The 23,456-nt window shown below is 44.3% G+C and carries 15 protein-coding genes, 20 tRNA genes and 3 rRNA genes; 32 read left to right on the top strand and 6 right to left on the bottom strand.

Annotated features, from left to right (window positions below; translation table 11 throughout):
- Positions 1 to 87: 87 nt before the first annotated feature.
- Complete coding sequence (locus V514_RS0108590; protein ID WP_029499548.1) at positions 88 to 1,950, bottom strand: transglycosylase domain-containing protein; 1,863 nt, start codon at positions 1,948 to 1,950, stop codon at positions 88 to 90.
- A gap of 171 nt (positions 1,951 to 2,121) precedes the next feature.
- On the opposite strand from V514_RS0108590, the gene V514_RS0108585 reads away from it, so the two are divergent.
- Positions 2,122 to 2,709, top strand: a complete 588-nt coding sequence (locus tag V514_RS0108585) for a peptidylprolyl isomerase (protein ID WP_029499547.1) — start codon at positions 2,122 to 2,124, stop codon at positions 2,707 to 2,709.
- Between the two features lie 51 nt (positions 2,710 to 2,760).
- Here V514_RS0108585 and V514_RS0108580 read toward each other — a convergent pair whose 3' ends face one another.
- On the bottom strand, positions 2,761 to 3,927 hold the full coding sequence (locus V514_RS0108580) for a MalY/PatB family protein (protein ID WP_029499546.1): 1,167 nt from the start codon (positions 3,925 to 3,927) through the stop codon (positions 2,761 to 2,763).
- A gap of 81 nt (positions 3,928 to 4,008) precedes the next feature.
- Between V514_RS0108580 and V514_RS0108575 the strand changes: the two genes are divergently transcribed.
- Complete coding sequence (locus V514_RS0108575; RefSeq protein ID WP_029499545.1) at positions 4,009 to 4,272, top strand: DUF1871 family protein; 264 nt, start codon at positions 4,009 to 4,011, stop codon at positions 4,270 to 4,272.
- Between the two features lie 44 nt (positions 4,273 to 4,316).
- Here the strand turns inward: V514_RS0108575 and V514_RS0108570 are convergent, their stop codons facing one another.
- Positions 4,317 to 5,645 (bottom strand): sodium-dependent transporter, encoded by a 1,329-nt coding sequence (locus V514_RS0108570; RefSeq protein WP_029499544.1) that lies wholly within the window; start codon positions 5,643 to 5,645, stop codon positions 4,317 to 4,319.
- A 207-nt stretch (positions 5,646 to 5,852) separates the two neighbouring features.
- On the opposite strand from V514_RS0108570, the gene yugI reads away from it, so the two are divergent.
- Together yugI and V514_RS0108560 are read left to right on the top strand one after the other, a co-directional pair.
- Complete coding sequence (yugI, locus tag V514_RS0108565; RefSeq protein ID WP_029499543.1) at positions 5,853 to 6,227, top strand: S1 domain-containing post-transcriptional regulator GSP13; 375 nt, start codon at positions 5,853 to 5,855, stop codon at positions 6,225 to 6,227.
- Positions 6,228 to 6,406: 179 nt separating this feature from the next.
- Entirely contained in the window at positions 6,407 to 7,651 is a 1,245-nt protein-coding gene (locus V514_RS0108560) for a Glu/Leu/Phe/Val family dehydrogenase (protein ID WP_029499542.1), read from the top strand.
- Between the two features lie 144 nt (positions 7,652 to 7,795).
- On the opposite strand, the gene V514_RS0108555 is transcribed toward V514_RS0108560, so the two are convergent.
- The 3 genes from V514_RS0108555 to V514_RS0108545 all read right to left on the bottom strand — a co-directional run bounded on the left by V514_RS0108555 (position 7,796) and on the right by V514_RS0108545 (position 10,326).
- Positions 7,796 to 8,494 carry a metallophosphoesterase family protein gene (locus V514_RS0108555; protein ID WP_029499541.1) on the bottom strand — a complete coding sequence of 233 codons (699 nt, stop codon included), beginning with the start codon at positions 8,492 to 8,494 and terminating at the stop codon, positions 7,796 to 7,798.
- Positions 8,495 to 8,588: 94 nt separating this feature from the next.
- Positions 8,589 to 9,596, bottom strand: coding sequence for a cation diffusion facilitator family transporter (locus tag V514_RS0108550; protein ID WP_029499540.1), 1,008 nt, complete (start codon positions 9,594 to 9,596; stop codon positions 8,589 to 8,591).
- A gap of 10 nt (positions 9,597 to 9,606) precedes the next feature.
- Positions 9,607 to 10,326: an MgtC/SapB family protein gene (locus tag V514_RS0108545; RefSeq protein WP_029499539.1), complete on the bottom strand. Its 720-nt coding sequence runs from the start codon at positions 10,324 to 10,326 to the stop codon at positions 9,607 to 9,609.
- A 116-nt stretch (positions 10,327 to 10,442) separates the two neighbouring features.
- Between V514_RS0108545 and V514_RS0108540 the strand changes: the two genes are divergently transcribed.
- The 28 genes from V514_RS0108540 to menD all read left to right on the top strand — a co-directional run.
- Positions 10,443 to 11,333 (top strand): DMT family transporter, encoded by an 891-nt coding sequence (locus V514_RS0108540; protein WP_029499538.1) that lies wholly within the window; start codon positions 10,443 to 10,445, stop codon positions 11,331 to 11,333.
- A 253-nt stretch (positions 11,334 to 11,586) separates the two neighbouring features.
- Positions 11,587 to 13,142, top strand: a 16S ribosomal RNA gene (locus tag V514_RS0108535).
- Between the two features lie 191 nt (positions 13,143 to 13,333).
- Positions 13,334 to 16,262, top strand: a 23S ribosomal RNA gene (locus V514_RS0108530).
- A gap of 124 nt (positions 16,263 to 16,386) precedes the next feature.
- Positions 16,387 to 16,502, top strand: a 5S ribosomal RNA gene (rrf, locus tag V514_RS0108525).
- The 16S, 23S and 5S rRNA genes sit together here with 20 tRNA genes alongside, the layout of an rRNA operon.
- Positions 16,503 to 16,512: 10 nt before the next feature.
- Positions 16,513 to 16,588: transfer RNA gene (locus tag V514_RS0108520), tRNA-Val, on the top strand.
- A 9-nt stretch (positions 16,589 to 16,597) separates the two neighbouring features.
- Positions 16,598 to 16,673: transfer RNA gene (locus V514_RS0108515), tRNA-Thr, on the top strand.
- Between the two features lie 25 nt (positions 16,674 to 16,698).
- Positions 16,699 to 16,774 (top strand) — tRNA-Lys (locus V514_RS0108510).
- A gap of 11 nt (positions 16,775 to 16,785) precedes the next feature.
- Positions 16,786 to 16,870: transfer RNA gene (locus tag V514_RS0108505), tRNA-Leu, on the top strand.
- 52 nt (positions 16,871 to 16,922) lie between these two features.
- Positions 16,923 to 16,997 (top strand) — tRNA-Gly (locus V514_RS0108500).
- A 6-nt stretch (positions 16,998 to 17,003) separates the two neighbouring features.
- A tRNA-Leu gene (locus tag V514_RS0108495) sits at positions 17,004 to 17,092 on the top strand.
- 28 nt (positions 17,093 to 17,120) lie between these two features.
- Positions 17,121 to 17,197, top strand: a tRNA-Arg gene (locus tag V514_RS0108490).
- 9 nt (positions 17,198 to 17,206) lie between these two features.
- A tRNA-Pro gene (locus V514_RS0108485) sits at positions 17,207 to 17,283 on the top strand.
- A gap of 7 nt (positions 17,284 to 17,290) precedes the next feature.
- Positions 17,291 to 17,366: transfer RNA gene (locus V514_RS0108480), tRNA-Ala, on the top strand.
- Between the two features lie 27 nt (positions 17,367 to 17,393).
- Positions 17,394 to 17,467, top strand: a tRNA-Met gene (locus tag V514_RS0108475).
- Between the two features lie 14 nt (positions 17,468 to 17,481).
- Positions 17,482 to 17,558: transfer RNA gene (locus V514_RS0108470), tRNA-Ile, on the top strand.
- A 38-nt stretch (positions 17,559 to 17,596) separates the two neighbouring features.
- Positions 17,597 to 17,689 (top strand) — tRNA-Ser (locus V514_RS0108465).
- 22 nt (positions 17,690 to 17,711) lie between these two features.
- Positions 17,712 to 17,788 (top strand) — tRNA-Met (locus V514_RS0108460).
- 2 nt (positions 17,789 to 17,790) lie between these two features.
- Positions 17,791 to 17,867 (top strand) — tRNA-Asp (locus tag V514_RS0108455).
- Positions 17,868 to 17,876: 9 nt separating this feature from the next.
- A tRNA-Phe gene (locus V514_RS0108450) sits at positions 17,877 to 17,952 on the top strand.
- A 1-nt stretch (position 17,953) separates the two neighbouring features.
- Positions 17,954 to 18,024 (top strand) — tRNA-Gly (locus V514_RS0108445).
- Positions 18,025 to 18,039: 15 nt separating this feature from the next.
- A tRNA-Ile gene (locus tag V514_RS0108440) sits at positions 18,040 to 18,116 on the top strand.
- A 9-nt stretch (positions 18,117 to 18,125) separates the two neighbouring features.
- Positions 18,126 to 18,202: transfer RNA gene (locus tag V514_RS0108435), tRNA-Asn, on the top strand.
- A 3-nt stretch (positions 18,203 to 18,205) separates the two neighbouring features.
- A tRNA-Ser gene (locus tag V514_RS0108430) sits at positions 18,206 to 18,296 on the top strand.
- A 13-nt stretch (positions 18,297 to 18,309) separates the two neighbouring features.
- A tRNA-Glu gene (locus V514_RS0108425) sits at positions 18,310 to 18,381 on the top strand.
- Between the two features lie 125 nt (positions 18,382 to 18,506).
- A complete protein-coding gene (locus V514_RS0108420; RefSeq protein ID WP_029499535.1) occupies positions 18,507 to 19,250 on the top strand; it encodes a MerR family transcriptional regulator in 744 nt (247 codons plus the stop codon).
- A gap of 206 nt (positions 19,251 to 19,456) precedes the next feature.
- On the top strand, positions 19,457 to 20,389 hold the full coding sequence (locus tag V514_RS0108415) for a dipeptidase (protein ID WP_029499534.1): 933 nt from the start codon (positions 19,457 to 19,459) through the stop codon (positions 20,387 to 20,389).
- 153 nt (positions 20,390 to 20,542) lie between these two features.
- Complete coding sequence (locus tag V514_RS0108410) at positions 20,543 to 21,931, top strand: isochorismate synthase (protein ID WP_029499533.1); 1,389 nt, start codon at positions 20,543 to 20,545, stop codon at positions 21,929 to 21,931.
- On the top strand, positions 21,921 to 23,456 hold a 1,536-nt coding region (gene menD / locus V514_RS0108405), incomplete at its 3' end, for a 2-succinyl-5-enolpyruvyl-6-hydroxy-3-cyclohexene-1-carboxylic-acid synthase (protein WP_029499537.1). The genes V514_RS0108410 and menD, both read left to right, overlap by 11 nt.

The raw sequence follows: 23,456 nt of genomic DNA, 5'->3' as shown, positions 1-23,456 counted from the left end.
AAAACCGGAACCGCGCCACTGCGCGATTCCGGTTTTTCTTATGCTCATCTGGGATGGTGTTGTTACACTTATGTCCTAGCCTCTTTTTTATGGACGCATAATCGATGAGAAAATATGCTGTTGAATTTTTGCTTGATCGAGTGCTTCCATACTGCGCGGCGTATCATAGCCAATCCACACGGCCGAGGTGTAGCGATCTGTTAAGCCAGCTGTCCACAAGTCGAAGAAATTATTCGTCGTCCCTGTTTTAGCACCGACATACGTTGCGCCGGGGACCGAGATAGCATTCGCGGTACCCGATGACACCGTTTCTTGCATTAAATCACGCATCGTCGCGGCTGTTGACGCGGCCCAGACTTCTTTTTTCGTATCTGGCCATGTATAGAGCGTGCGCCCATCGCGTGATTTTACTTTACGAATCGCATGTGAACGGTAATATTCACCGTTCACAAAGCTCGTATAAGCATCGGCTAACTCCGATGTTGTGACGCCGTATTCGAAGCCACCAAGCGCTGCTGTGTAGCGGCGGTCGCCAGCCGACACAGAACGGAAATCAAATTGATTTAGCGCACGGAATGCCGTTGGAAGGCCAACGCTATCAAAGAGGCGAACGGCGGCCGTATTGTAGCTGTACTTGAATGCTGTTTCAAGCGACATATCGCCAACCGTGACGCCACCTTTATTTTCTGGACAATAATCTTTGCGACAAAACGGTGCGCCGCTGACGGTTGTGTCAGGCGTTGCACGGAATTTTTCGATATACGGTGCGTAGTCTAAAATCGGTTTAATTGCCGACCCTGGCTGACGTACCGCTTGATACGAACGGTTAAATTCATAACGCTTAAAGTTTTTACCGCCATAGACGCTAACGACTTCACGATTGGCATTGTCAATGACGACCGTTGCGGCTTGTAAGTCGTTATGACCACTAATTAAACGGTCGATACTCTGCGTATCGCGAGCTTGCTTCGTCGGGTCGAGCGCCGTTTCAATAATTAAGCCGTCGTTCACAAGCTTATCAACATGCTTTTTCAATTCTTTGTTAATATTTGCACGCTGTTGCGGCGTTTTTGCGGCATCTAAGCGTTTTTCGTAACCATCGCGTTTCGCCACAAGCCATGTTAATTCATTCATGACATATGAGCTGTAGGCGGGATGATTTTGCTTTTTCTTTTTAATCGTTAAATGAATGTCTTCTTTTTTCCAAATGGCGACTTGTTGCTTTGAGGCGACATGTTTTTCAGCCATCTTATCAAGCAAGCGCTCCTGCCGCTTTTTCGTGTTTTCAAAATTCGTCAACGGATTGTAGAGGCTCGGATTGTTTGGAATTGCAGCTAAAAATGCCATTTGTGCGCGTGATAGCTGATCGAGTGGCTTGTCAAAGTAATAGGACGCAGCCGCGGAGACACCGTAAACACCATTTGCGAAAAACATTTCATTTAAATAGCTATTTAAAATTTCTTCTTTTGATGATTTACGTTCGAGTTCATACGCATAAAAAATTTCAAGCATTTTACGTTCATATGTTTTTTCCTGTGTTAAATACCGCATACGCACAAGTTGCTGCGTAATCGTACTCCCACCTTGCGCTGATTCACCGCTTGAATTGTTGACCATGAATGCACGCGTAATGGCGGCAATATCAAAGCCGACATGATCGTAAAAACTTTCATCTTCACTATAAATAAAAAGGTCTTGCATAAATTCAGGAATATTCGCTAACTTCAGAGGCTCGCGCCACTCAGTATATTCCTCGGCAAAAACTTGCCCATTGCGATCTTTTAAAATCGTTGGCACGACCTGATTTGTTGGCTCGGTAATTTGAACAGCTTGATCAAATTGAGCACTAAATGCCAGACTCGCTTTCAGTTCGAGACCGATTTTTTGAAATAGCACGACAAGCAGGGCGATACTCGCAATAATGAACAAGGAACCAAATACTTTTTTCACGAGAAACCTCCCTAGACTAGATTAAAATACTCATTAAAAGAATAGCACAATTTTCCCGGTTGTCATGCGAATTTATCGAAAATACGATGAATTCGAAGCTTATAACTGAAATTACGAGCTATGTATGATAGACTATGAGCGTAAAATATTTCTGACATAAGGAGCGATACGATGTATCCACAATTAACACCAGAAGTTCAAGAAAACGAAATTAAAGTAGTAATGGACACAACAATGGGTCCAATCACATTCAAGCTATTCCCAGAAAAAGCACCAAAAACAGTTGAAAACTTTGTAACACATGCGAAAAACGGTTACTACGATGGGCTTATTTTCCACCGTATTATCGACACATTCATGATTCAAGGTGGTGACCCAACTGGTACAGGTATGGGCGGCGAATCAATCTGGGGTTCTTCATTCGAAGATGAATTTGACCCAGAATTATTCAACATGCGTGGCGCATTATCAATGGCGAATGCAGGTCCGAACACAAACGGTTCTCAATTCTTCATCGTACAAGCACCAAAAGTTGATAACTCATTTATTAAACAAATGGAAGTACGCAACTGGCCTGCAGATGTTGTAGCTGGTTACAAAAACAACGGTGGTACACCTTGGTTAGACGGTAAGCATACGGTATTTGGTCAAGTAATCGAAGGCTTAGACGTTGTGGATGCAATGGCAAAAGTTGAAAAAGGTTTCCAAGACAAACCAGTTGAAGATGTTAAAATCAACACAATTACAGTAGAAGGCTAATGGCCAATAAAAAATCCTCTCTTCATTGCGAAGAGAGGATTTTTTTTATGGTTACATAAAGACGCTTTTCATGCGTGAAACGGCTTGTTCAAGTGTTTCTTTTGGACAGGCGATATTAATGCGCAAGAAGCCATTGCCATGCTCGCCATATTTTGTACCCGGGTCTAATGCAACACCGGCATCTAAGAGGCGTGCCATGACATCTTTTTCAGCGAGTTTTGTCTCGCGATAATCAAGCCACATTAAATACGTTGCGGCATTTTCATGCACGTATAAGCCGTCGATAGCATTTAATTGTTCGGCTGTATAACGAATGTTATCGCGTAAATAATCTTTTAGTTCGGCTAACCAAGTAGCACCTTCTTCGCTAAACGCACCTTCAATGGCTGCCATCGCAAAAATATTAAGGCCGCCTTGTGCATGGCTTTGCATCGTCGTTTGAAGTTGTTGGCGTTTGTCAGCGTCTGGCACAAACATCATCGCCGCATGAATACCAGCAATATTAAATGTTTTTGTTGGCGCAAACAGCGTGATGACATTGTCCTTATGTGCACTTATTTTTAATAGTGGTGTATGTGTGCCAGTGAGTACAAGGTCGCTATGGATTTCATCAGATAATAACAAGACGCCATGTTTTGCACAAAGCGCATCGATTTGACGTAGCTCATCATTGCTCCACGTAAAGCCAATTGGATTATGTGGGTGGCATAAAATGAAAAGTTTCACGTTTTCTGCTGCAAGCGCTGCATCAAGTTTTGTCAAATCAAGCGTGTACTGTCCTTGTGCTTCATCAAGCGCACAAAAAACGACTTCACGCTGCAGTTGCTTCGGTGAATTGAAAAATGGCGGATAAATAGGTGCGGTTGTCAGTACAGCATCGCCAGGCGCAGTAAAGGCTTCGACAACAGACGCAATCGCTGGTACGACGCCTTGGTGATATAACACCCAATCTACTTCAATATCCGTCGCGTGATGTTGTTTCAACCAAGCAATCGTCGCAGCCGTACATGTTTCGCCTTCAAATGAATAGCCGTAGACTGGATTGTCTAGTCGTTTTTGAATCGCTTGCGTAATGCTTTTTGGTGCCGCAAAATCCATATCTGCTACCCACATTGGGATAATACCATCGACATTATCACGATCATAAACGAATTTTAATTTGTCCCATTTTAGTGAATCTGTCTGTTGACGCGCGTAAACTTTATCGAATAAACTCATTGCTTTGACCCCATTTCTTTTTGCATTCGTTGATATTATGTTATTATATCGAGTATCAATGGAAATAGATAGGTGAAAACAATGGACAATGTAGACATACAGCGCCAAGTTGCGCATATGTTAATCGAATGGAATCCACTTCAACTAAAGGAAGCGGCATATAAAGCACAATCAACTGAGGTCGTCAAAGCATTACAACAAACAGTTGACCCGTCTATACTAGGCAGTCAAATTCAACGTATTTATGAGGCGTCGTTTCAAAAGTGGTTACCAATTGAAGAATGTATTACGACGGCACGTAAGCTAATTTCGTTAAAGCTTACGGATATGACACATAATGATTAAAAAAAGAGGACTGCTACCAATAGTAAGGTAGCAGTCCTCTTTTTTTAACCGCGCACGCCTTGAATAAATACGATGATAATCGCAATGGGTGCGACGTAGCGTACAAGTACACGCCATAGCGTAAACAACCACGGCGTCACATTTAATTCAAGTTGTTGCTGTTCACGTGATAATTTGTAGCCGGCAAAGATCGATACGAGTAGGGCACCAAGCGGCATGCCGACATTACTCGTAAAGTAGTCTGCAAAGTCAAAAATCGATTTGCCCATAATCGTAATATCCGATAATAAGCCGAATGATAACGCACTTGGAATCCCAACGATGAAAATACCTAAACCGCATAACCAGGCAAATTTTGTCCGTTTGTTATGTTTAGGACCCATTGCTGTAGCAACGACGATTTCAAGCATCGCAATCGCCGATGTTACCGTAGCGAATAATAATAAGATGAAGAAAATAATCATCCAAAATGAGCCAAGCGGAATTTGTTGGAACACTGCTGGCAAGATAATAAAGATAAGCCCAGGGCCAGAGCTTGGTTCAAAGCCTAACGAGAATACAGCAGGGAAGATGACAAGACCTGCTAAAATCGAAATACCGATATTTAACCAAGCAACGTTCATGGCAGATGACACTAAGTTTACTTTCTTATCTAAATAAGAAGCATAGGTCATCATCGAAGCCACGCCGACAGATAATGAGAAGAAGGCCATACCGAGCGCCATTAAAAACGTTTTACCAGTAAGTAATGACCAGTCAGGTACGAACATGAATTTTAAACCATCGATAGCACCATCTAATGTGACCGAGCGAATAGCTAACACTACAAAGAATATGAATAACAGTGGCATCATCCATTTACTTGCGCGTTCAATTCCTTTTTTAACACCAAACGAAATGATGGCAATAACGAGGATCATAAATAGACCTTGTGCGATTACTGCTTGCCATGGGTTTGCTGTCATGTCGCCAAATAATTGACCATATGTTTCAGGATTATCACTTGTTAAATCAAATGTAATTGATTTCCAAATATAAATTAAAATCCAGCCACCTACAACTGAATAGAACGATAAAATAATCGAAGAAAAAATAAAGCCAAGCCATCCAGTTAAGAACCATGGAGTCCCAGGTGCTTGCTTTTTAAATGATGTGACCGCGTCGGCTTGACCGCGACGACCAATCATAAATTCGGCGATTAAAATCGGTAAGCCAATTAGGAGCGTACATAAGATAAATAGAAAAATAAAGACGCTCCCACCATTAGTACCAGCCATGTAAGGGAACTTCCAAATGGCCCCTAACCCGATGGCACTTCCGGCTGCTGCTAAAATAAAGCCGATTTTTGATGCGAATTGATCTCTGTTAGCCACGAAAAAAATCCTCCTTTAAAACAATATCCATTCATGATACATCAACAAGACTGAAAATTATAGATATTTAAAGCATTTTAAGCGATTTCACACGAAAAAAGATATTTTCAGAAATAATCGAGAACTTTTGAAGCACGAAATCGTCTATGCTATAATGACAGTGGATATATACAAAAGCATAATGGCTATTTAGAAAGTAGGATGACGATGTCTAACAAGTATAAGGTTGGCGATATTGTTTCAGGCAAAGTCACTGGTATTCAGCCGTATGGCGCATTCGTTGCATTAGATGCTACGACGCAAGGTTTAGTTCATATTTCTGAAATTACTTATGGGTTTGTTAAAAGCATTGCAGACCATTTGACCGTCGGCGACATTGTTCGCGTGAAGATTTTAGATATCGCGGATAATGACGAAAAAATTAGTCTGTCATTGCGCGCTTTACAGGAAAAACCTACGAAGCGAAAAGAGCAATTGCCACGTAAATCGTTACAAGATCGAGTCGACGAAAAAGACTCGGTTGGGTTTAATTCATTAAAAGAGAAGCTCGGCGAATGGATCGAACAATCCGGTTTGAAATAACGCGCTTGTCGCTAAAAAAAAGGTAGTCTCATATGAGGCTGCTTTTTTTTCGATGAATTGTAAGCGTTTTAAAAAAATACGTGAAAAAAAGAGAAATAGTCAGCATGAGTGAGCTTTCTATGTTACAATATGGGCGATATTGGTAATCTAATACTTAGTAAAGAGGCGAGGAATGTATAATGGCAGAGAATCTAAATCTATTCACATCTACACAAAAAATTATTAAAGAAGCATTGCAAAAATTAGGTTATGATGAGGCGATGTATGAGCTTTTAAAAGAGCCATTACGCATGTTGCAAGTACGCATCCCTGTCCGTATGGATGATGGTACGGTCACGGTATTTACAGGTTACCGCGCGCAGCATAATGACGCTGTTGGTCCGACAAAAGGGGGCGTTCGCTTCCATCCGAATGTCACGGAAGAAGAAGTCAAAGCATTATCGATGTGGATGACGCTAAAAGCAGGTATTGTCGACTTACCATATGGTGGCGGTAAAGGCGGCGTTATTTGTGACCCACGTCAAATGTCAATGGGCGAGCTTGAACGTTTAAGCCGCGGCTATGTACGCGCAACAAGTCAAATCGTTGGTCCAACAAAAGATATTCCAGCGCCAGATGTATTTACAAATGCACAAATTATGGCATGGATGATGGATGAATATAGCCGTATGGATGAATTCAACTCTCCAGGGTTTATTACAGGGAAGCCAATCGTTCTTGGTGGTTCACAAGGACGCGACCGCGCGACTGCACAAGGCGTGACAATCGTCATCAAGGAAGCGGCAAAACGTCGTGACTTAGCGATTGAAGGTGCGCGCGTTGTTATTCAAGGTTTCGGTAATGCCGGAAGTTTCTTAGCAAAATTCATGAATGATTTAGGCGCGAAAGTAGTCGGCATTTCAGATGCAAACGGCGCTTTATACGACCCAGAAGGCTTAGATATTGATTACTTATTAGATCGTCGCGATAGTTTTGGTACGGTAACAAACCTATTCGAAAATACTATTACTAATGAAGAATTACTGGAGCTTGAATGTGATATTTTAGTACCAGCTGCGATTGAAAATCAAATCACAGCGGACAATGCACATAATATTAAAGCGAATATCGTTGTCGAAGCAGCAAACGGTCCAACAACAGCTGAAGCAACAAAAATCTTAACAGAACGTGGCATTCTTCTTGTGCCAGACGTACTAGCATCTGCTGGTGGCGTGACGGTATCTTACTTTGAGTGGGTACAAAACAATCAAGGTTACTATTGGTCAGAAGAAGAAGTAAACGACAAGCTATACAAAAAAATGGTCGAAGCATTCGACAACATTTACAACGTCGCAACATCGCGTAAAATCGACATGCGCTTAGCGGCTTATATGGTCGGTGTACGTAAAACAGCCGAAGCATCACGCTTCCGTGGTTGGGTATAGCCATTAAAAAAGAGGCTGGAACATACGTGTAACAACACCATTCAGATGAGCATAAGAAAAACCGGAATCGCGCTGTGGCGCGGTTCCGGTTTTTTGTGGTGAACGCTAAAAAAGGAACATGAACTGTTTTGTCAAAGCCTCTTTTTAATGTGCATTAATCGAGATAACGTGGCGTTCAGGTAATACAAGACAATGAAGTGCGCCGCCAAATACCGCACCACCATCTAAGCCGATAATATTGTTGTCACCGAAATACGGTGCAAAATTGCCGCGTTCTTTATGGAGACGAGGCGTTGGGGTATGACCAAAAACAACGGTTTTTTTGCCGCGATAATTGTCGTGGAATTCACTGCGAATCCACATCAGGCGATGTTTCGGCGTAATGCTGAGTGGAATTTCTGGGTCGACGCCACCATGTACAAAAATATAGTCATCGCGCTCAACATACGTCTCTAGTGAACGGATAACATCGAGATGCGCCGCGATTTCCGCTGTCAGGAAGCCATCGCTCGACATACTATGTTCAATCGCCTCGCTGCCAAAGCCATAGCTTTTCAGTGTTGCCACCCCACCAGCCGTATGGAGCCAGTGCAGCCAATCATCGGTCGAGCGATGTTCAAATGCCTCAAGCATGAGCTGCTCGTGATTGCCCGATAAACAAATGGCCCCATGCTCTTTTAATGATTGTACAAAATCAAGTACACCTTTTGAATCGGGACCTCGGTCAATATAATCTCCTAGTAAAATGAGTTCATCTGTTGTTGCATCGTACGCTACTTTTTGCAGTAGCTCTTTTAACATCGTTAACTCTCCATGAATATCACCAATTACCAATGTACGCATTCCGTCAGCTCCTCATTCAATGAAAAAAGGAATTGCCGCACTGTGCAATTCCTTTTTCTATCACAATAAAAAATAGAATAGCATGATGCTGTTACTACTTTGATGTTAAATTTGCATGCTCTGTTTTTAACGATTCTGGTCGCTCACCGATATGACTCCAGTTCGTCACACCATCATCCTCATCAAAGTAAATTGTAGCACGTGACACACCTTTTTGCGCTAAAATAAGCTTCATTAAATCGTCGCGCACATCATCGGCAAAAGCGACTGTCACAGACGGATTAATTTCGGCCATGAGTTCTACATGCAGTGCTTCTCCTTCTTTAATGACTTCAAGGCGACGAATATCTTTCACGTGCTCATTATCCGATACTAGATAGGCGATATGATTGAGCATTTCTTCATCGGTTTCGCCAATGGCCCCGCGCGCATTTTCTAAAAAGACTGTGCCGACGACGATGAACATCATAGCACCAATAATCATCGATACAATCCCTTCGATTTGTACGAATGGTGTGTAATGAGCGATGAGTACAGCGATAAAGGCGAGTACATTCCCGAGCGTTGCGACAGTATCTTCCATAAATACGAGTTTTGTCGCTGGTTTCGCGCGCCCCAAATTGTGAATCGCTTTGATAAATGCTGTCATTCCTTTTGCTTGGACACCGACTTCGGTATTAATTTCGTGACATGCCTTTAGCAAGACCGCCCCTTCTAAAAGAATGCCGAGCGCTAATACGCTAAGCACAATCCATACGCCGGTAGAAGTTGTTGGGTTTAAAATATGATGAAAGCCTTCTAAAATCGTTTCGTATGCTAAAATGCCGACAATGATAACGGCGAATAAACATACTAAGTTAATGACGCGTCCAAAACCAGTTGGGAATTTACGTGTTGGCGCCTTTTTCGATAAAGCCGAACCGACAAAAACAAAAAATTGATTGGCGGCGTCGCCAAGCGAGTGCATCATTTCGGCAAACATTGCCACATTGCCGGTAAAGAAATACGCCACTCCTTTAATGATTCCTAAAATTAAATTGATGAAACCCGCCATCAGCGAGGGCTTGTTACCATGTTTTAACAATGAAAAAAATTCACTCATGAGTTACCTCCTAAGATTGAAGTTCAATTTCTACTGTTTCAACATAATCGAGCTTACGAATCGTGCGGTACATCGTGAAGGCATCTTCTTCTGGTAGCAAAGAAAGCTGTGCAGTTATGACATGTTTGATGCGGTCTGAATCTTTGAAGTCTTTAATGTGCAGGTCATCAATTGTAAAGTCATGCTCCTTTAAATAATGTAAGAGCTGGTCGATGTTCTCTACGTTTGCAATAACGACCGTTAAAAAAGCTTCGCGACGATGTAAATGTGCTGGACCTAAGCGGAAAAACAAGGGGGCAATTACTTCAACGCCAAGCAAGACGATAAAGACGGCGATAATTGCTGGAATGTAAAATCCTGCGCCAACAGCAATCCCAATCCCAGCCGCACCCCAAATCATCGCGGCCGTTGTTAAGCCGGTAATGCTATCATTTGTGCGGTGTAAAATAACACCAGCACCGAGGAAGCCGATACCACTGACGATTTGTGCCGCTAAACGAAGCGGGTCCATCGTGACATTGATTCCTTCAACCGGTGTTGCACGTAGCACCGATTCCATTGAAATAATCGTCAATAAACAACTGAATGTTGCGATGACGAGGCTTGTTTTTAAACCAACAGGCTTTCTTTTTAATTCCCGTTCCACCCCGATAATTAAACTTAAAGTAGCAGCGATGGCCATCTTAATGCTGGCTTCTTCTAGTAAGCTATAATCCGTTAACCATTCCATTAAAATCCTCCTAATAATGATATTGTCAGTTTATATGTTTAATGAGAGAATAAGCTATTGCTTCATTGTACATTAGATAAGTGGAGTATTTAACCAAATTTGCAAGGAGAAAGAAAATGCATCCATACTTCGCTATAATTATAGGCGTTTTGTCGGTTGCAGCCTCTGCTATTTTTGTAAAACTTGCTACTGCAGAAGCTGGCGCCATCGCCTTTTACCGTATGCTATTTTCGGTAATACTTATGTTGCCGTTATTTTGGTTCAAACATCGCCAAGAATTGCGCATCATCAATTGGAAACAGTGGGGCATTATGACGCTATCGGGAATTTTCCTCGCATTCCACTTTATTTTATGGTTTGAATCACTAAACTACACATCCGTAGCGAGCTCAACAGTACTTGTCACGTTGCAACCATTATTTGCAATTGTTGGCACGTATCTTCTATTCAAAGAAAAAGTTACGACTAAAACGATGATTGCTGCGATGATTGCCATTTCAGGAAGTGTCTTACTAGCATGGGGAGACATCCAAGTAGGTGGTACAGCATTATTTGGTGATTTATTAGCATTAGTTGCCTGTGCGTTGATTTCCTTCTATATGTTATGTGGCCAAAGTGTTCGCCAAAATATTTCATCAACAACGTATACGATTAATGTTTATGCGATAAGTACAGTCGTGTTAGCTATTTATATGCTAGCAAAAGGAGAAAGCTTTGGACCGTATCCACCGGTGGATTGGTTCTGGTTTGTGTTATTAGCGATTATCCCTAATTTATTAGGTCACAACTTATTTAATTGGGCTTTAAAATATGTATCAGCTAATGCGATTTCCATTGCCATTTTATTTGAACCAGTTGGCGCTTCTATATTGGCATACTTCGTTTTCAATGAACATTTACGTTCAACGCAAGTGATTGGTGGCATCATTGTGTTAGCTGGTATTATTTTCTACACAATCGATGAAAAGAAAATCAAAAAATATTTTAGAAAAACTATTGACGAATAATAGTTTCATGGTTTATAGTATTAATTGTCGTTAAGGCGACGCACAAAACTTTATAAAAATAACAATTAAAAAAGCACTTGCTTTTCGAAAGTTATCGTGATAAAGTAAATGAGTCGCTAACAAAGCGATACAATGAACCTTGAAAACTGAACAAGCAAGATGTAATCACAATAAATTCGGTTCAATTAAGAATCGAAACAAAATGTTATCAAGCAAGATAACGCTAGCAAAGCAAATGAGCTTTCAAACACTTTTTATGGAGAGTTTGATCCTGGCTCAGGACGAACGCTGGCGGCGTGCCTAATACATGCAAGTCGAGCGAGGTTATTTGGAATGCTTGCATTTCAAACAACCTAGCGGCGGACGGGTGAGTAACACGTGGGCAACCTGCCCTGTAGACTGGGATAACTTCGGGAAACCGGAGCTAATACCGGATAATTCTTTTAGCCTCATGGCTTTAAGCTAAAAGGCGCTTCGGCGTCACTACAGGATGGGCCCGCGGTGCATTAGCTAGTTGGTAGGGTAACGGCCTACCAAGGCAACGATGCATAGCCGACCTGAGAGGGTGATCGGCCACATTGGGACTGAGACACGGCCCAAACTCCTACGGGAGGCAGCAGTAGGGAATCTTCCACAATGGACGAAAGTCTGATGGAGCAACGCCGCGTGAGTGATGAAGGTTTTCGGATCGTAAAACTCTGTTGTAAGGGAAGAACAAGTGCGTTAGGTAATGAACGCGCCTTGACGGTACCTTATTAGAAAGCCACGGCTAACTACGTGCCAGCAGCCGCGGTAATACGTAGGTGGCAAGCGTTGTCCGGATTTATTGGGCGTAAAGCGCGCGCAGGTGGTTTCTTAAGTCTGATGTGAAAGCCCACGGCTCAACCGTGGAGGGTCATTGGAAACTGGGGAACTTGAGTGCAGAAGAGGATAGTGGAATTCCAAGTGTAGCGGTGAAATGCGTAGAGATTTGGAGGAACACCAGTGGCGAAGGCGACTGTCTGGTCTGTAACTGACACTGAGGCGCGAAAGCGTGGGGAGCAAACAGGATTAGATACCCTGGTAGTCCACGCCGTAAACGATGAGTGCTAAGTGTTAGGGGGTTTCCGCCCCTTAGTGCTGCAGCTAACGCATTAAGCACTCCGCCTGGGGAGTACGACCGCAAGGTTGAAACTCAAAGGAATTGACGGGGGCCCGCACAAGCGGTGGAGCATGTGGTTTAATTCGAAGCAACGCGAAGAACCTTACCAGGTCTTGACATCCCAATGACCGTCTTAGAGATAAGACTTTCCCTTCGGGGACATTGGTGACAGGTGGTGCATGGTTGTCGTCAGCTCGTGTCGTGAGATGTTGGGTTAAGTCCCGCAACGAGCGCAACCCTTATTCTTAGTTGCCATCATTTAGTTGGGCACTCTAAGGAGACTGCCGGTGACAAACCGGAGGAAGGTGGGGATGACGTCAAATCATCATGCCCCTTATGACCTGGGCTACACACGTGCTACAATGGACGGTACAGAGAGCTGCAAGCCCGCGAGGGTTAGCCAATCTCATAAAACCGTTCTCAGTTCGGATTGTAGTCTGCAACTCGACTACATGAAGCCGGAATCGCTAGTAATCGCGGATCAGCATGCCGCGGTGAATACGTTCCCGGGCCTTGTACACACCGCCCGTCACACCACGAGAGTTTGTAACACCCGAAGCCGGTGGGGTAACCATTTATGGAGCCAGCCGTCTAAGGTGGGATAGATGATTGGGGTGAAGTCGTAACAAGGTAGCCGTATCGGAAGGTGCGGCTGGATCACCTCCTTTCTAAGGATTATTACGGAATAGATGACTCGGTCATCTACGATTACACTTGCTGTTCAGTTTTGAAGGTTTATGAATCTTCTAAAACTTGTTCTTTGAAAACTGGATAAAACGACATTGAAAGTAACAAACAAATTTCTATTATAGATTTTTTTATTATTAAGTTTTAATTTTTAGGCTTAATAACTTATATAGGTTAAGTTATTAAGGGCGCATGGCGGATGCCTTGGCACTAGAAGCCGATGAAGGACGGCACTAACACCGATATGCTTCGGGGAGCTGTAAGTGAGCTTTGATCCGGAGATTTCCGAATGGGGGAACCCACTGTTTTTAATAGGACAGTATCTACACGTGAATTCATAGCGTGATGATGGCAGACTCAGGGAACTGAAACATCTAAGTACCTGAAGGAAGAGAAAGAAAATTCGATTCCCTTAGTAGCGGCGAGCGAAACGGGAAGAGCCCAAACCAAGGAGCTTGCTCCTTGGGGTTGTAGGACACTCTATACGGAGTTACAAAGGAATGAGTTAAGCGAAGCGGCATGGAAAGGCCCACCAAAGAAGGTAACAGTCCTGTAGTTGAAAGTTCATTCCCTCCAGAGTGGATCCTGAGTACGGCGGAACACGTGAAATTCCGTCGGAATCTGGGAGGACCATCTCCCAAGGCTAAATACTCTCTAGTGACCGATAGTGAACCAGTACCGTGAGGGAAAGGTGAAAAGCACCCCGGAAGGGGAGTGAAAGAGATCCTGAAACCATGTGCCTACAAGTAGTTAGAGCCCGTTAATGGGTGATAGCGTGCCTTTTGTAGAATGAACCGGCGAGTTACGATCCCATGCAAGGTTAAGCTGATAAGGCGGAGCCGTAGCGAAAGCGAGTCTGAATAGGGCGAATGAGTATGTGGTTGTAGACCCGAAACCAGGTGATCTACCCATGTCCAGGGTGAAGGTAAGGTAACACTTACTGGAGGCCCGAACCCACGTACGTTGAAAAGTGCGGGGATGAGGTGTGGGTAGCGGAGAAATTCCAATCGAACCTGGAAATAGCTGGTTCTCTCCGAAATAGCTTTAGGGCTAGCCTCGCGGCTAAGAATCTTGGAGGTAGAGCACTGTTTGGACTAGGGGTCCATCCCGGATTACCGAATTCAGACAAACTCCGAATGCCAATGATTTATACGCGGGAGTCAGACTGCGAGTGATAAGATCCGTAGTCAAAAGGGAAACAGCCCAGACCACCAGCTAAGGTCCCCAAGTAATCGTTAAGTGGAAAAGGATGTGACGTTGCTTAGACAACCAGGATGTTGGCTCAGAAGCAGCCATCATTTAAAGAGTGCGTAATAGCTCACTGGTCGAGTGACGCTGCGCCGAAAATGTATCGGGGCTAAACGATTCACCGAAGCTGTGGATGGACATCTCAGATGTCCGTGGTAGGAGAGCGTTCTAATCGCTGTGAAGTCAGATCGTAAGGACTGGTGGAGCGCTTAGAAGTGAGAATGCCGGTATGAGTAGCGAAAGATGGGTGAGAATCCCATCCACCGAATGACTAAGGTTTCCTGAGGAAGGCTCGTCCGCTCAGGGTTAGTCGGGACCTAAGCCGAGGCCGATAGGCGTAGGCGATGGATAACAGGTTGATATTCCTGTACCACCTCCTCACCATTTGAGTAATGGGGGGACGCAGTAGGATAGGGTAAGCGCGCTGTTGGTTATGCGCGTCTAAGCAGTGAGGTGTGAGTGTAGGCAAATCCGCACTCTTTAACATTGAGCTGTGATAGCGAAGCTCTTAGAGCGAAGTTCCTGATTTCACACTGCCAAGAAAAGCCTCTAGCGAGGTGAGAGGTGCCCGTACCGCAAACCGACACAGGTAGTCGAGGAGAGAATCCTAAGGTGAGCGAGAGAACTCTCGTTAAGGAACTCGGCAAAATGACCCCGTAACTTAGGGATAAGGGGTGCTCTGGTAGGGTGCAAGCCCGAGAGAGCCGCAGTGAATAGGCCCAAGCGACTGTTTATCAAAAACACAGGTCTCTGCTAAACCGTAAGGTGATGTATAGGGGCTGACGCCTGCCCGGTGCTGGAAGGTTAAGAGGATTGGTTAGCGCAAGCGAAGCTGAGAATTGAAGCCCCAGTAAACGGCGGCCGTAACTATAACGGTCCTAAGGTAGCGAAATTCCTTGTCGGGTAAGTTCCGACCCGCACGAAAGGCGTAACGATTTGGGCACTGTCTCAACGAGAGACTCGGTGAAATTATAGTACCTGTGAAGATGCAGGTTACCCGCGACAGGACGGAAAGACCCCATGGAGCTTTACTGTAGCTTGATATTGAATTTTGATACATTTTGTACAGGATAGGTAGGAGCCTGAGAGACCGGAACGCCAGTTTCGGTGGAGGCGTTGTTGGGATACTACCCTAAATGTATTGAACTTCTAACCCGCACCCCTTATCGGGGTGGGAGACAGTGTCAGGCAGACAGTTTGACTGGGGCGGTCGCCTCCTAAAAGGTAACGGAGGCGCCCAAAGGTTCCCTCAGAATGGTTGGAAATCATTCGCAGAGTGTAAAGGCACAAGGGAGCTTGACTGCGAGACCTACAAGTCGAGCAGGGTCGAAAGACGGGCTTAGTGATCCGGTGGTTCCGCATGGAAGGGCCATCGCTCAACGGATAAAAGCTACCCTGGGGATAACAGGCTTATCTCCCCCAAGAGTCCACATCGACGGGGAGGTTTGGCACCTCGATGTCGGCTCATCGCATCCTGGGGCTGTAGTCGGTCCCAAGGGTTGGGCTGTTCGCCCATTAAAGCGGTACGCGAGCTGGGTTCAGAACGTCGTGAGACAGTTCGGTCCCTATCCGTCGTGGGCGTAGGAAATTTGAGAGGAGCTGTCCTTAGTACGAGAGGACCGGGATGGACACACCGCTGGTGTACCAGTTGTCTTGCCAAAGGCATCGCTGGGTAGCTATGTGTGGACGGGATAAGTGCTGAAAGCATCTAAGCATGAAGCCCCCCTCAAGATGAGATTTCCCATTACGCAAGTAAGTAAGACCCCTGAAAGACGATCAGGTAGATAGGTTCGAGATGGAAGTATGGCGACATACGGAGTTGACGAATACTAATAGGTCGAGGACTTAACCAAATATACTTTCATGTCACATTTTATCCAGTTTTGAAAGAATAATTATTTTTCTAAAAAAGTAATTGACTTTCACTCAAAATGATGTTAAAATAATTAATGTCCTTGAGAAAAGGTAATTAAATAGTCTAGTAATGATGGCAAAGAGGTCACACCTGTTCCCATTCCGAACACAGTAGTTAAGCTCTTTAGCGCCGATGGTAGTTGGGGGTTTCCCCCTGCGAGAGTAGGACGTTGCTAGGCTGTTATATATGGAGGATTAGCTCAGCTGGGAGAGCACCTGCCTTACAAGCAGGGGGTCGGCGGTTCGATCCCGTCATCCTCCACCATTTTATTATGCCGGTGTAGCTCAGTTGGTAGAGCAACTGACTTGTAATCAGTAGGTCGAGGGTTCGACTCCTTTCGCCGGCACCATTTATATCACAATTACATTTATTGTGAGTCATTAGCTCAGTTGGTAGAGCATCTGACTTTTAATCAGAGGGTCGCTGGTTCGAATCCTGCATGACTCACCATTTTTTCTAACGCGGGTGTGGCGGAATTGGCAGACGCACTAGACTTAGGATCTAGCGCCGCAAGGCGTGGGGGTTCGACTCCCTTCACCCGCACCATTTATATTTTAAAACTTTATATTGCCAGATTAATTTTTAATCTTTGCATAATGCGGAAGTAGTTCAGTGGTAGAACATCACCTTGCCAAGGTGGGGGTCGCGAGTTCGAACCTCGTCTTCCGCTCCAAATTATGCCGGGGTGGCGGAACTGGCAGACGCACAGGACTTAAAATCCTGCGGTAGGTGACTACCGTGCCGGTTCGATTCCGGCCCTCGGCACCATTTTATTTTAAATTTAATATTATTTTTTGCGCCCATAGCTCAATTGGATAGAGCGTCTGACTACGGATCAGAAGGTTGTGGATTCGACTTCTGCTGGGCGCACCATTTTTTGTTCGGAATGTAGCTCAGCTTGGTAGAGCACTTGGTTTGGGACCAAGGGGTCGCAGGTTCGAATCCTGTCATTCCGACCATTTTCATGGGGCCTTAGCTCAGCTGGGAGAGCGCCTGCCTTGCACGCAGGAGGTCAGCGGTTCGATCCCGCTAGGCTCCACCAATTTTTTAACTAACCAATTATTATTATGGCGGCCTAGCTCAGCTGGCTAGAGCGTCCGGTTCATACCCGGGAGGTCGGGGGTTCGATCCCCTCGGCCGCCATATTACCTAAAGAAGGACCTTTAGCTCAGTTGGTTAGAGCAGACGGCTCATAACCGTCCGGTCGCAGGTTCGAGTCCTGCAAGGTCCACCATAACAAAAAACTCGATTTATTTTTTTCTTTTTATACATGGAGGTATACCCAAGTCTGGCTGAAGGGATTGGTCTTGAAAACCAACAGGCGGGTCAAACCGCGCGGGGGTTCGAATCCCTCTACCTCCTCCATTTTTAATTTAATATTCATTATCGCGGGGTGGAGCAGTTCGGTAGCTCGTCGGGCTCATAACCCGAAGGTCGCAGGTTCAAATCCTGTCCCCGCAACCAATGGTCCGGTAGTTCAGCTGGTTAGAATGCCTGCCTGTCACGCAGGAGGTCGCGGGTTCGAGTCCCGTCCGGACCGCCATTTTTATATGGGTTTGTAGCTCAGTTGGTAGAGCATTAGATTGAAGCTCTAAGTGTCGGCGGTTCGATTCCGTCCAAACCCACCACGCGGGTGTAGTTTAGTGGTAAAACCACAGCCTTCCAAGCTGTTGTCGGGAGTTCGATTCTCCTCACCCGCTTATTTTTTTATACACGGGCCTATAGCTCAGCTGGTTAGAGCGCACGCCTGATAAGCGTGAGGTCGATGGTTCGAGTCCATTTAGGCCCACCATTATATTATTCCGTTGTAGCTCAGTTGGTAGTAGCATCTGACTGTTAATCAGAGGGTCGTAGGTTCGAGTCCTACCAACGGAGCCATATGGAGTAGTACTCAAGAGGCTGAAGAGGCGCCCCTGCTAAGGGTGTAGGTCGGGTAACCGGCGCGGAGGTTCAAATCCTCTCTACTCCACCATTTTTTGTTAGACGGCCCCTTGGTCAAGCGGTTAAGACACCGCCCTTTCACGGCGGTAACACGGGTTCGAATCCCGTAGGGGTCATACATAATGAAAACCTGAAGAATAAATTCTTCAGGTTTTTTTGTATTTACGCTTGCCTTTGACGTTACGTCAAGCTGTACGATAGATATAAGAAGTTTAAATTTACAGGAAAAGAGGTGTTGTGGATGTATACGATTCACGAATTAGCAACGCTGGCAAATATCACAACAAGAACGCTACGTTATTATGATCAAATCGGTTTATTACACCCGACAAATTATAGTGAATGTGGCTATCGTTTATACGATCAACAAGAAGTAAAGCGATTGCAACAAATTTTATTTTACAAAGAATTTGGACTGTCATTAGAACAGATTACACGTGTACTTGACGATGAGCAACAACTTCAGAAACTTCTTGAGAAGCAACAACAACTTATTTCAGCGCAACAGCAGCAATTACACCGATTACAGCAAAATATTCAGCGAACATTACAAGAGTTAAGGGAGGAACAGTCAATGAATGATAACGAGCGTTTTGACGGTTTTAAAAAAGCATTGATTGAAGAAAATGAACAGCAACATGGTCAAGAAATTCGTGCAAAATATGGAGAGGAGACCATTGACGCAAGCAATGCAAAATTAATGGGAAAAACAGCAGCGCAATATGCGGATATGCAACAATTAGAACAACAGTTGTTTGAACAACTACAATTAGGCTTACAAGCAGGACTTGATTCAGATTATGCGAAAACAGCAGCGCAACTGCATAAGAAATGGTTGATGCACAGCTGGACGAAATATACACCTGATATGCATAAATCAGTAGCAGATATGTATGTTTATGATGAACGCTTTAAAGTGTATTATGACCAACACACAGAAGGTATGGCACAATTTTTACACGATGCAATCCATAAACATCTTTAGGAATATAATTTAAATTTTGTTGTTAAAGGAATTATGTTAAGAACAACAAAATGTATTGTAGCAATTAGCGTAAGTAACAAGAATGTGGCACAACAGAAAGCTATTCAACAAATCACTAAAAAGAGAGGCTGAAATAGTGCCTCTCTTCTTTCATGTGTTTTTGTTATAATAGAGAGAATACTAACATAAAGAGAAGGTAACAAACTATGCGAATAATTGATTTACATTGTGATGTGTTATATCAACTATCATCACGCGAGCAACCGACAGATTTCAGAACAGATGATACGCTGCAATGCGGGTTCGTCAATTTACAAAAAGCACAAGCTAAAGCGCAAGTATTTGCGATTTTTATTGATGAGGTCATTCCGGTAAAGGAACGTTATATGGAAGCGCTACGCCAAATTGAATTGTTCCAAGCGCAAGTGTTAGCGCAACCGGAAATGGTTCATATTACAGAGTGGCAACAGCTATCAACGCTAGAAGATGGCCAAATTGGCGCTATTTTAAGCTTAGAAGGCTGCGATGCTATTGGGGCAGACTTACATAAATTAAAGACGCTATTAAATGCAGGTGTCAAATTGGTTGGTCTGACGTGGAATTATGAAAATGCGGTCGCTTTTGGCGCGCAAGAGGACCCAACAAAAGGGTTAACGGATTTTGGCAAAGAAGTTGTCGCGTGTTTAAATGATTACGATATTATTATCGACGTGTCACATTTGAATATGCAAGGTTTTTGGGATGTCTTGCCGCTTGCTAAACACGTTATTGCAAGTCATTCAAATGCGCGTACGGTGTGTGAGCACGTGCGTAATTTAACAGATGAACAAGCAACAGCACTTGTCGAGCATGGCGGTCATATTCATGTCGTCTACAACCCACCATTTATTGTTGAAGATGGCTTAGCGGACGTTACATTAGACGATTTAGTGAAGCACTTCCGTTATTTAGCGGACTTAGTAGGTGTCGAGCATTTAGGATTGGGTTCTGATTTTGATGGCATTGAGCATACCGTTAACAACTTGCACCATATAGGGGACACACCACAGCTATTAACGGCGTTAGCACAAGCATTTACAGCAGAAGAAATTGAAGGCATTGCTGCCGGAAATTTTGAGCGATATGTACAAGCGTTTTAGCCATTTTACAAGGCGCTCTAGCTGGCGTCTTTTTTTGTGTAATAAGGGCTAATATGTGCCGAAACGTATAGAAAGTTGTATGATAGATAAGGATAATTTAGTTTTACAAATAGGTTTTCGTACGAGCAAAATCTATTGACGGAGGGAATTTGTATGAATCAACAGTTGTCGATTACAAATGGCGACCATCATATCGAACAAACGGCTAAACTATCGTTTTACATTGATACGATGAAGATGGATAGTTTATCGCCACGTGCATTTTATGAGGCGGGCGCTACGAAGTTTCAAGGAAAACGATTCTTCTGGCAAAACCGTGAAAAAACATTTACATTGGTCGGCCTAGGTCATGCGTATACTGTAACGAGCGATGACCACGAAAATCGCTATGCATTAGTTGAAAATGCATGGCAAAATTTAATTCAACATGCGGACCTTGAAGCGCATGAACAACAACCCATTTTATTTGGAAGCTATACATTCGATCCCGAAAAAACACCAGCGGAAGAATGGCAAGCATTCCCAGAAGCTTATTTTGCAGTGGCGACGCATCAACTCGTCATTCGTAATGAGCAAACATTTATTAATACGTTTTATGTGAGTGAGCAACCGATTACCGAGGCGCAAAAACAAGCGCTGCGCACAGAACGTGATGAATTATTGCATAGTGCACAAGTAAATGGCGTAGCATCACATACGAAACCACAAATTACACAAACGATTGAGCGCCATAAAGCAGCGTACTTACAATCGATTGAGAACGTCACAACGCTAATCAAACATGAAGATGCCGATAAGGTCGTTATTGCGAGGTCGCTCGCGTTGGCGTTTGACGGGGCGATTACATCAGAAATGATGCTCGCACAAATTACAGCCGAGCAACCGGAGAGTTATTTGTTTGTTATTGAACATGGCGATGACTTCTTCTTCGGGGCTTCACCAGAGCGCCTTGTGATGGTAAAAGACCATGATGCCTACTCGTCATGTGTCGCGGGTTCGATTAAACGAGGCTCGACAAAGGAGCAGGATGACGCCTATGGTAGCGAGCTATTACAGGATACAAAAAACTTGCAAGAGCATCAATACGTTGTCGATATGATTCGTCAATCATTTGATGAAAACTGTGCGAATTATACATTGCCAAATGGACCGCAGCTGTTAAAAATTCGCGACATTCAACATTTATTTACGCCAATTGAAGGTCAATTAAAAGAAGAGGCGAGCATTTTACGCATGGTGAAAAACTTACATCCAACGCCAGCGCTTGGCGGGGCACCACGTGAGCGTGCAATGGAAGTCATTCGCGAATATGAGCCGACAGACCGCGGTCTTTACGCTGCACCAATCGGTTGGATGAATGCAGAAGGTGACGGTGAGTTTGCGGTGGCGATTCGTTCGGCACTCGTCCATGACAATAAAGCTTACTTATATGCAGGTGGTGGCATTGTAGCAGATTCGGAACCACAGAGTGAATATGACGAAACTTTAGTAAAGTTCCGCCCGATGCTGCGTGCTTTTGGAGGTACGTTACATGGAGAATAACAAACAGTTAAGCGACTATGTTTATAATATTGTCGCTACCTTATATGAAGCGGGTGTTAAAAAAGTTGTCGTGAGTCCAGGCTCGCGTTCAACGCCGCTTGCGTACGGCTTTGCATCAACAAAGGAATTTGAATTGTATCGTCAAGTTGATGAGCGTTCAGCAGGCTTTTTAGCACTCGGACTTGCGAAGGAAAGTGCAGAGCCGGTCGTGCTTATTTGTACATCAGGTACGGCAGCAGCGAACTATTTCCCAGCGATTGTTGAAGCTTATTATGCACGCTTACCATTGATCGTTTTAACGGCGGATCGACCACATGAATTACGAGAGGTTGGGGCACCACAAGCAATTGCACAACCAGGACTTTATGGACATCATGTGAAATGGGCGGTGGACTTACCTATTCCAGATGATGCCCAAGCGACGTTACCGTTTGTTGAACGCCATATGGCACGAGCTGTTGCAGTAGCGACACAAGCGCCATTTGGACCGGTACAAGTCAATGTCCCATTCCGTGAACCGTTATTAATCGACTTTGCCGACAAGCTACCAGCACGTACATTTAAGCAGCATTTTCACGCTGATGTACGTCCTGCTAAAGCGGCAGTCGATTTTTTAACGACAACGATGCAAGCGACCGAACAAGGGTTTATTATTGCTGGCGAAATGGCACAAAATACGCATACAGAGGCGCTATGGGCATTTGTGCGTAAAACGCAGTGGCCTGTATTAGTCGAAAGCTTATCGCATATGCGTACAAATATTCCAGCGGATTGCATGCCGTATGTTATTGAGCAGTATGATGCCATTTTAAAAAATGAATCGTTTAAAAAACAGATGATGCCACAAACGGTCATTCGTTTTGGTGCACAGCCTGTGTCAAAGCCGCTGATGTTATTTTTAACAGCAGTGAAGCCGGCGCATTATATCATCATTGATGAAGATGCAAAATTCCGCGATTCATTACATGTCGCGACGCATCATATTGAAGCGGCGATTGGCAACTGGATTGCGGACGTTGCCGTGCGAGCGACAGCCGCACAGCAAATGTATACTGCACAGTGGCAACGCGCAAATGCGATTGCTGCTCGCCACCGTGCGAATTATGTCGCGACGCAGCATGATGAAGGCGCACTTGCCGCCGTATTATTTAGCCAGTTACCTGAGCATAGCGATTTAGTCGCTAGCAGCAGTATGCCAATTCGTGACGTCGATACATTTTTTGAAAAAACGACGCGTGATATTCGTATTTTTTGCAACCGCGGCACCAATGGTATTGACGGTGTTGTGTCAACGGCATTTGGCTTACAATATGCCTCACAGCGCGACACGTATTTATTAATTGGGGATTTAGCTTTTTTACACGATTCAAACGGTTTAATTGCGAGTCGCTACCAGCCGAGTGAGTTGACGATTGTTGTCATGAACAACGACGGCGGTGGAATCTTCTCGTACTTGCCACAATCGACAGTCGACGCACATTATGAGCAACTGTTTGGCACACCAACAGCGCTTGGTTTTGAACAT

Source organism: Kurthia huakuii LAM0618 (assembly GCF_000505545.1).
GTDB classification, from domain to species: domain Bacteria; phylum Bacillota; class Bacilli; order Bacillales_A; family Planococcaceae; genus Kurthia; species Kurthia huakuii.
This window is presented reverse-complemented; position numbering and strand designations above follow the sequence as displayed.

Coding starts and splice junctions, on each gene's coding strand:
- V514_RS0108415 (WP_029499534.1), top strand. CDS start 19,457: ATGCGAATAATTGATTTACATTGTGATGTGTTATATCAACTATCATCA.
- V514_RS0108540 (WP_029499538.1), top strand. CDS start 10,443: ATGCATCCATACTTCGCTATAATTATAGGCGTTTTGTCGGTTGCAGCC.
- V514_RS0108555 (WP_029499541.1), bottom strand. CDS start 8,494: ATGCGTACATTGGTAATTGGTGATATTCATGGAGAGTTAACGATGTTA.
- V514_RS0108585 (WP_029499547.1), top strand. CDS start 2,122: ATGTATCCACAATTAACACCAGAAGTTCAAGAAAACGAAATTAAAGTA.
- V514_RS0108580 (WP_029499546.1), bottom strand. CDS start 3,927: ATGAGTTTATTCGATAAAGTTTACGCGCGTCAACAGACAGATTCACTA.
- V514_RS0108410 (WP_029499533.1), top strand. CDS start 20,543: ATGAATCAACAGTTGTCGATTACAAATGGCGACCATCATATCGAACAA.
- yugI (WP_029499543.1), top strand. CDS start 5,853: ATGTCTAACAAGTATAAGGTTGGCGATATTGTTTCAGGCAAAGTCACT.
- V514_RS0108420 (WP_029499535.1), top strand. CDS start 18,507: ATGTATACGATTCACGAATTAGCAACGCTGGCAAATATCACAACAAGA.
- V514_RS0108560 (WP_029499542.1), top strand. CDS start 6,407: ATGGCAGAGAATCTAAATCTATTCACATCTACACAAAAAATTATTAAA.
- V514_RS0108575 (WP_029499545.1), top strand. CDS start 4,009: ATGGACAATGTAGACATACAGCGCCAAGTTGCGCATATGTTAATCGAA.
- V514_RS0108550 (WP_029499540.1), bottom strand. CDS start 9,596: ATGAGTGAATTTTTTTCATTGTTAAAACATGGTAACAAGCCCTCGCTG.
- V514_RS0108545 (WP_029499539.1), bottom strand. CDS start 10,326: ATGGAATGGTTAACGGATTATAGCTTACTAGAAGAAGCCAGCATTAAG.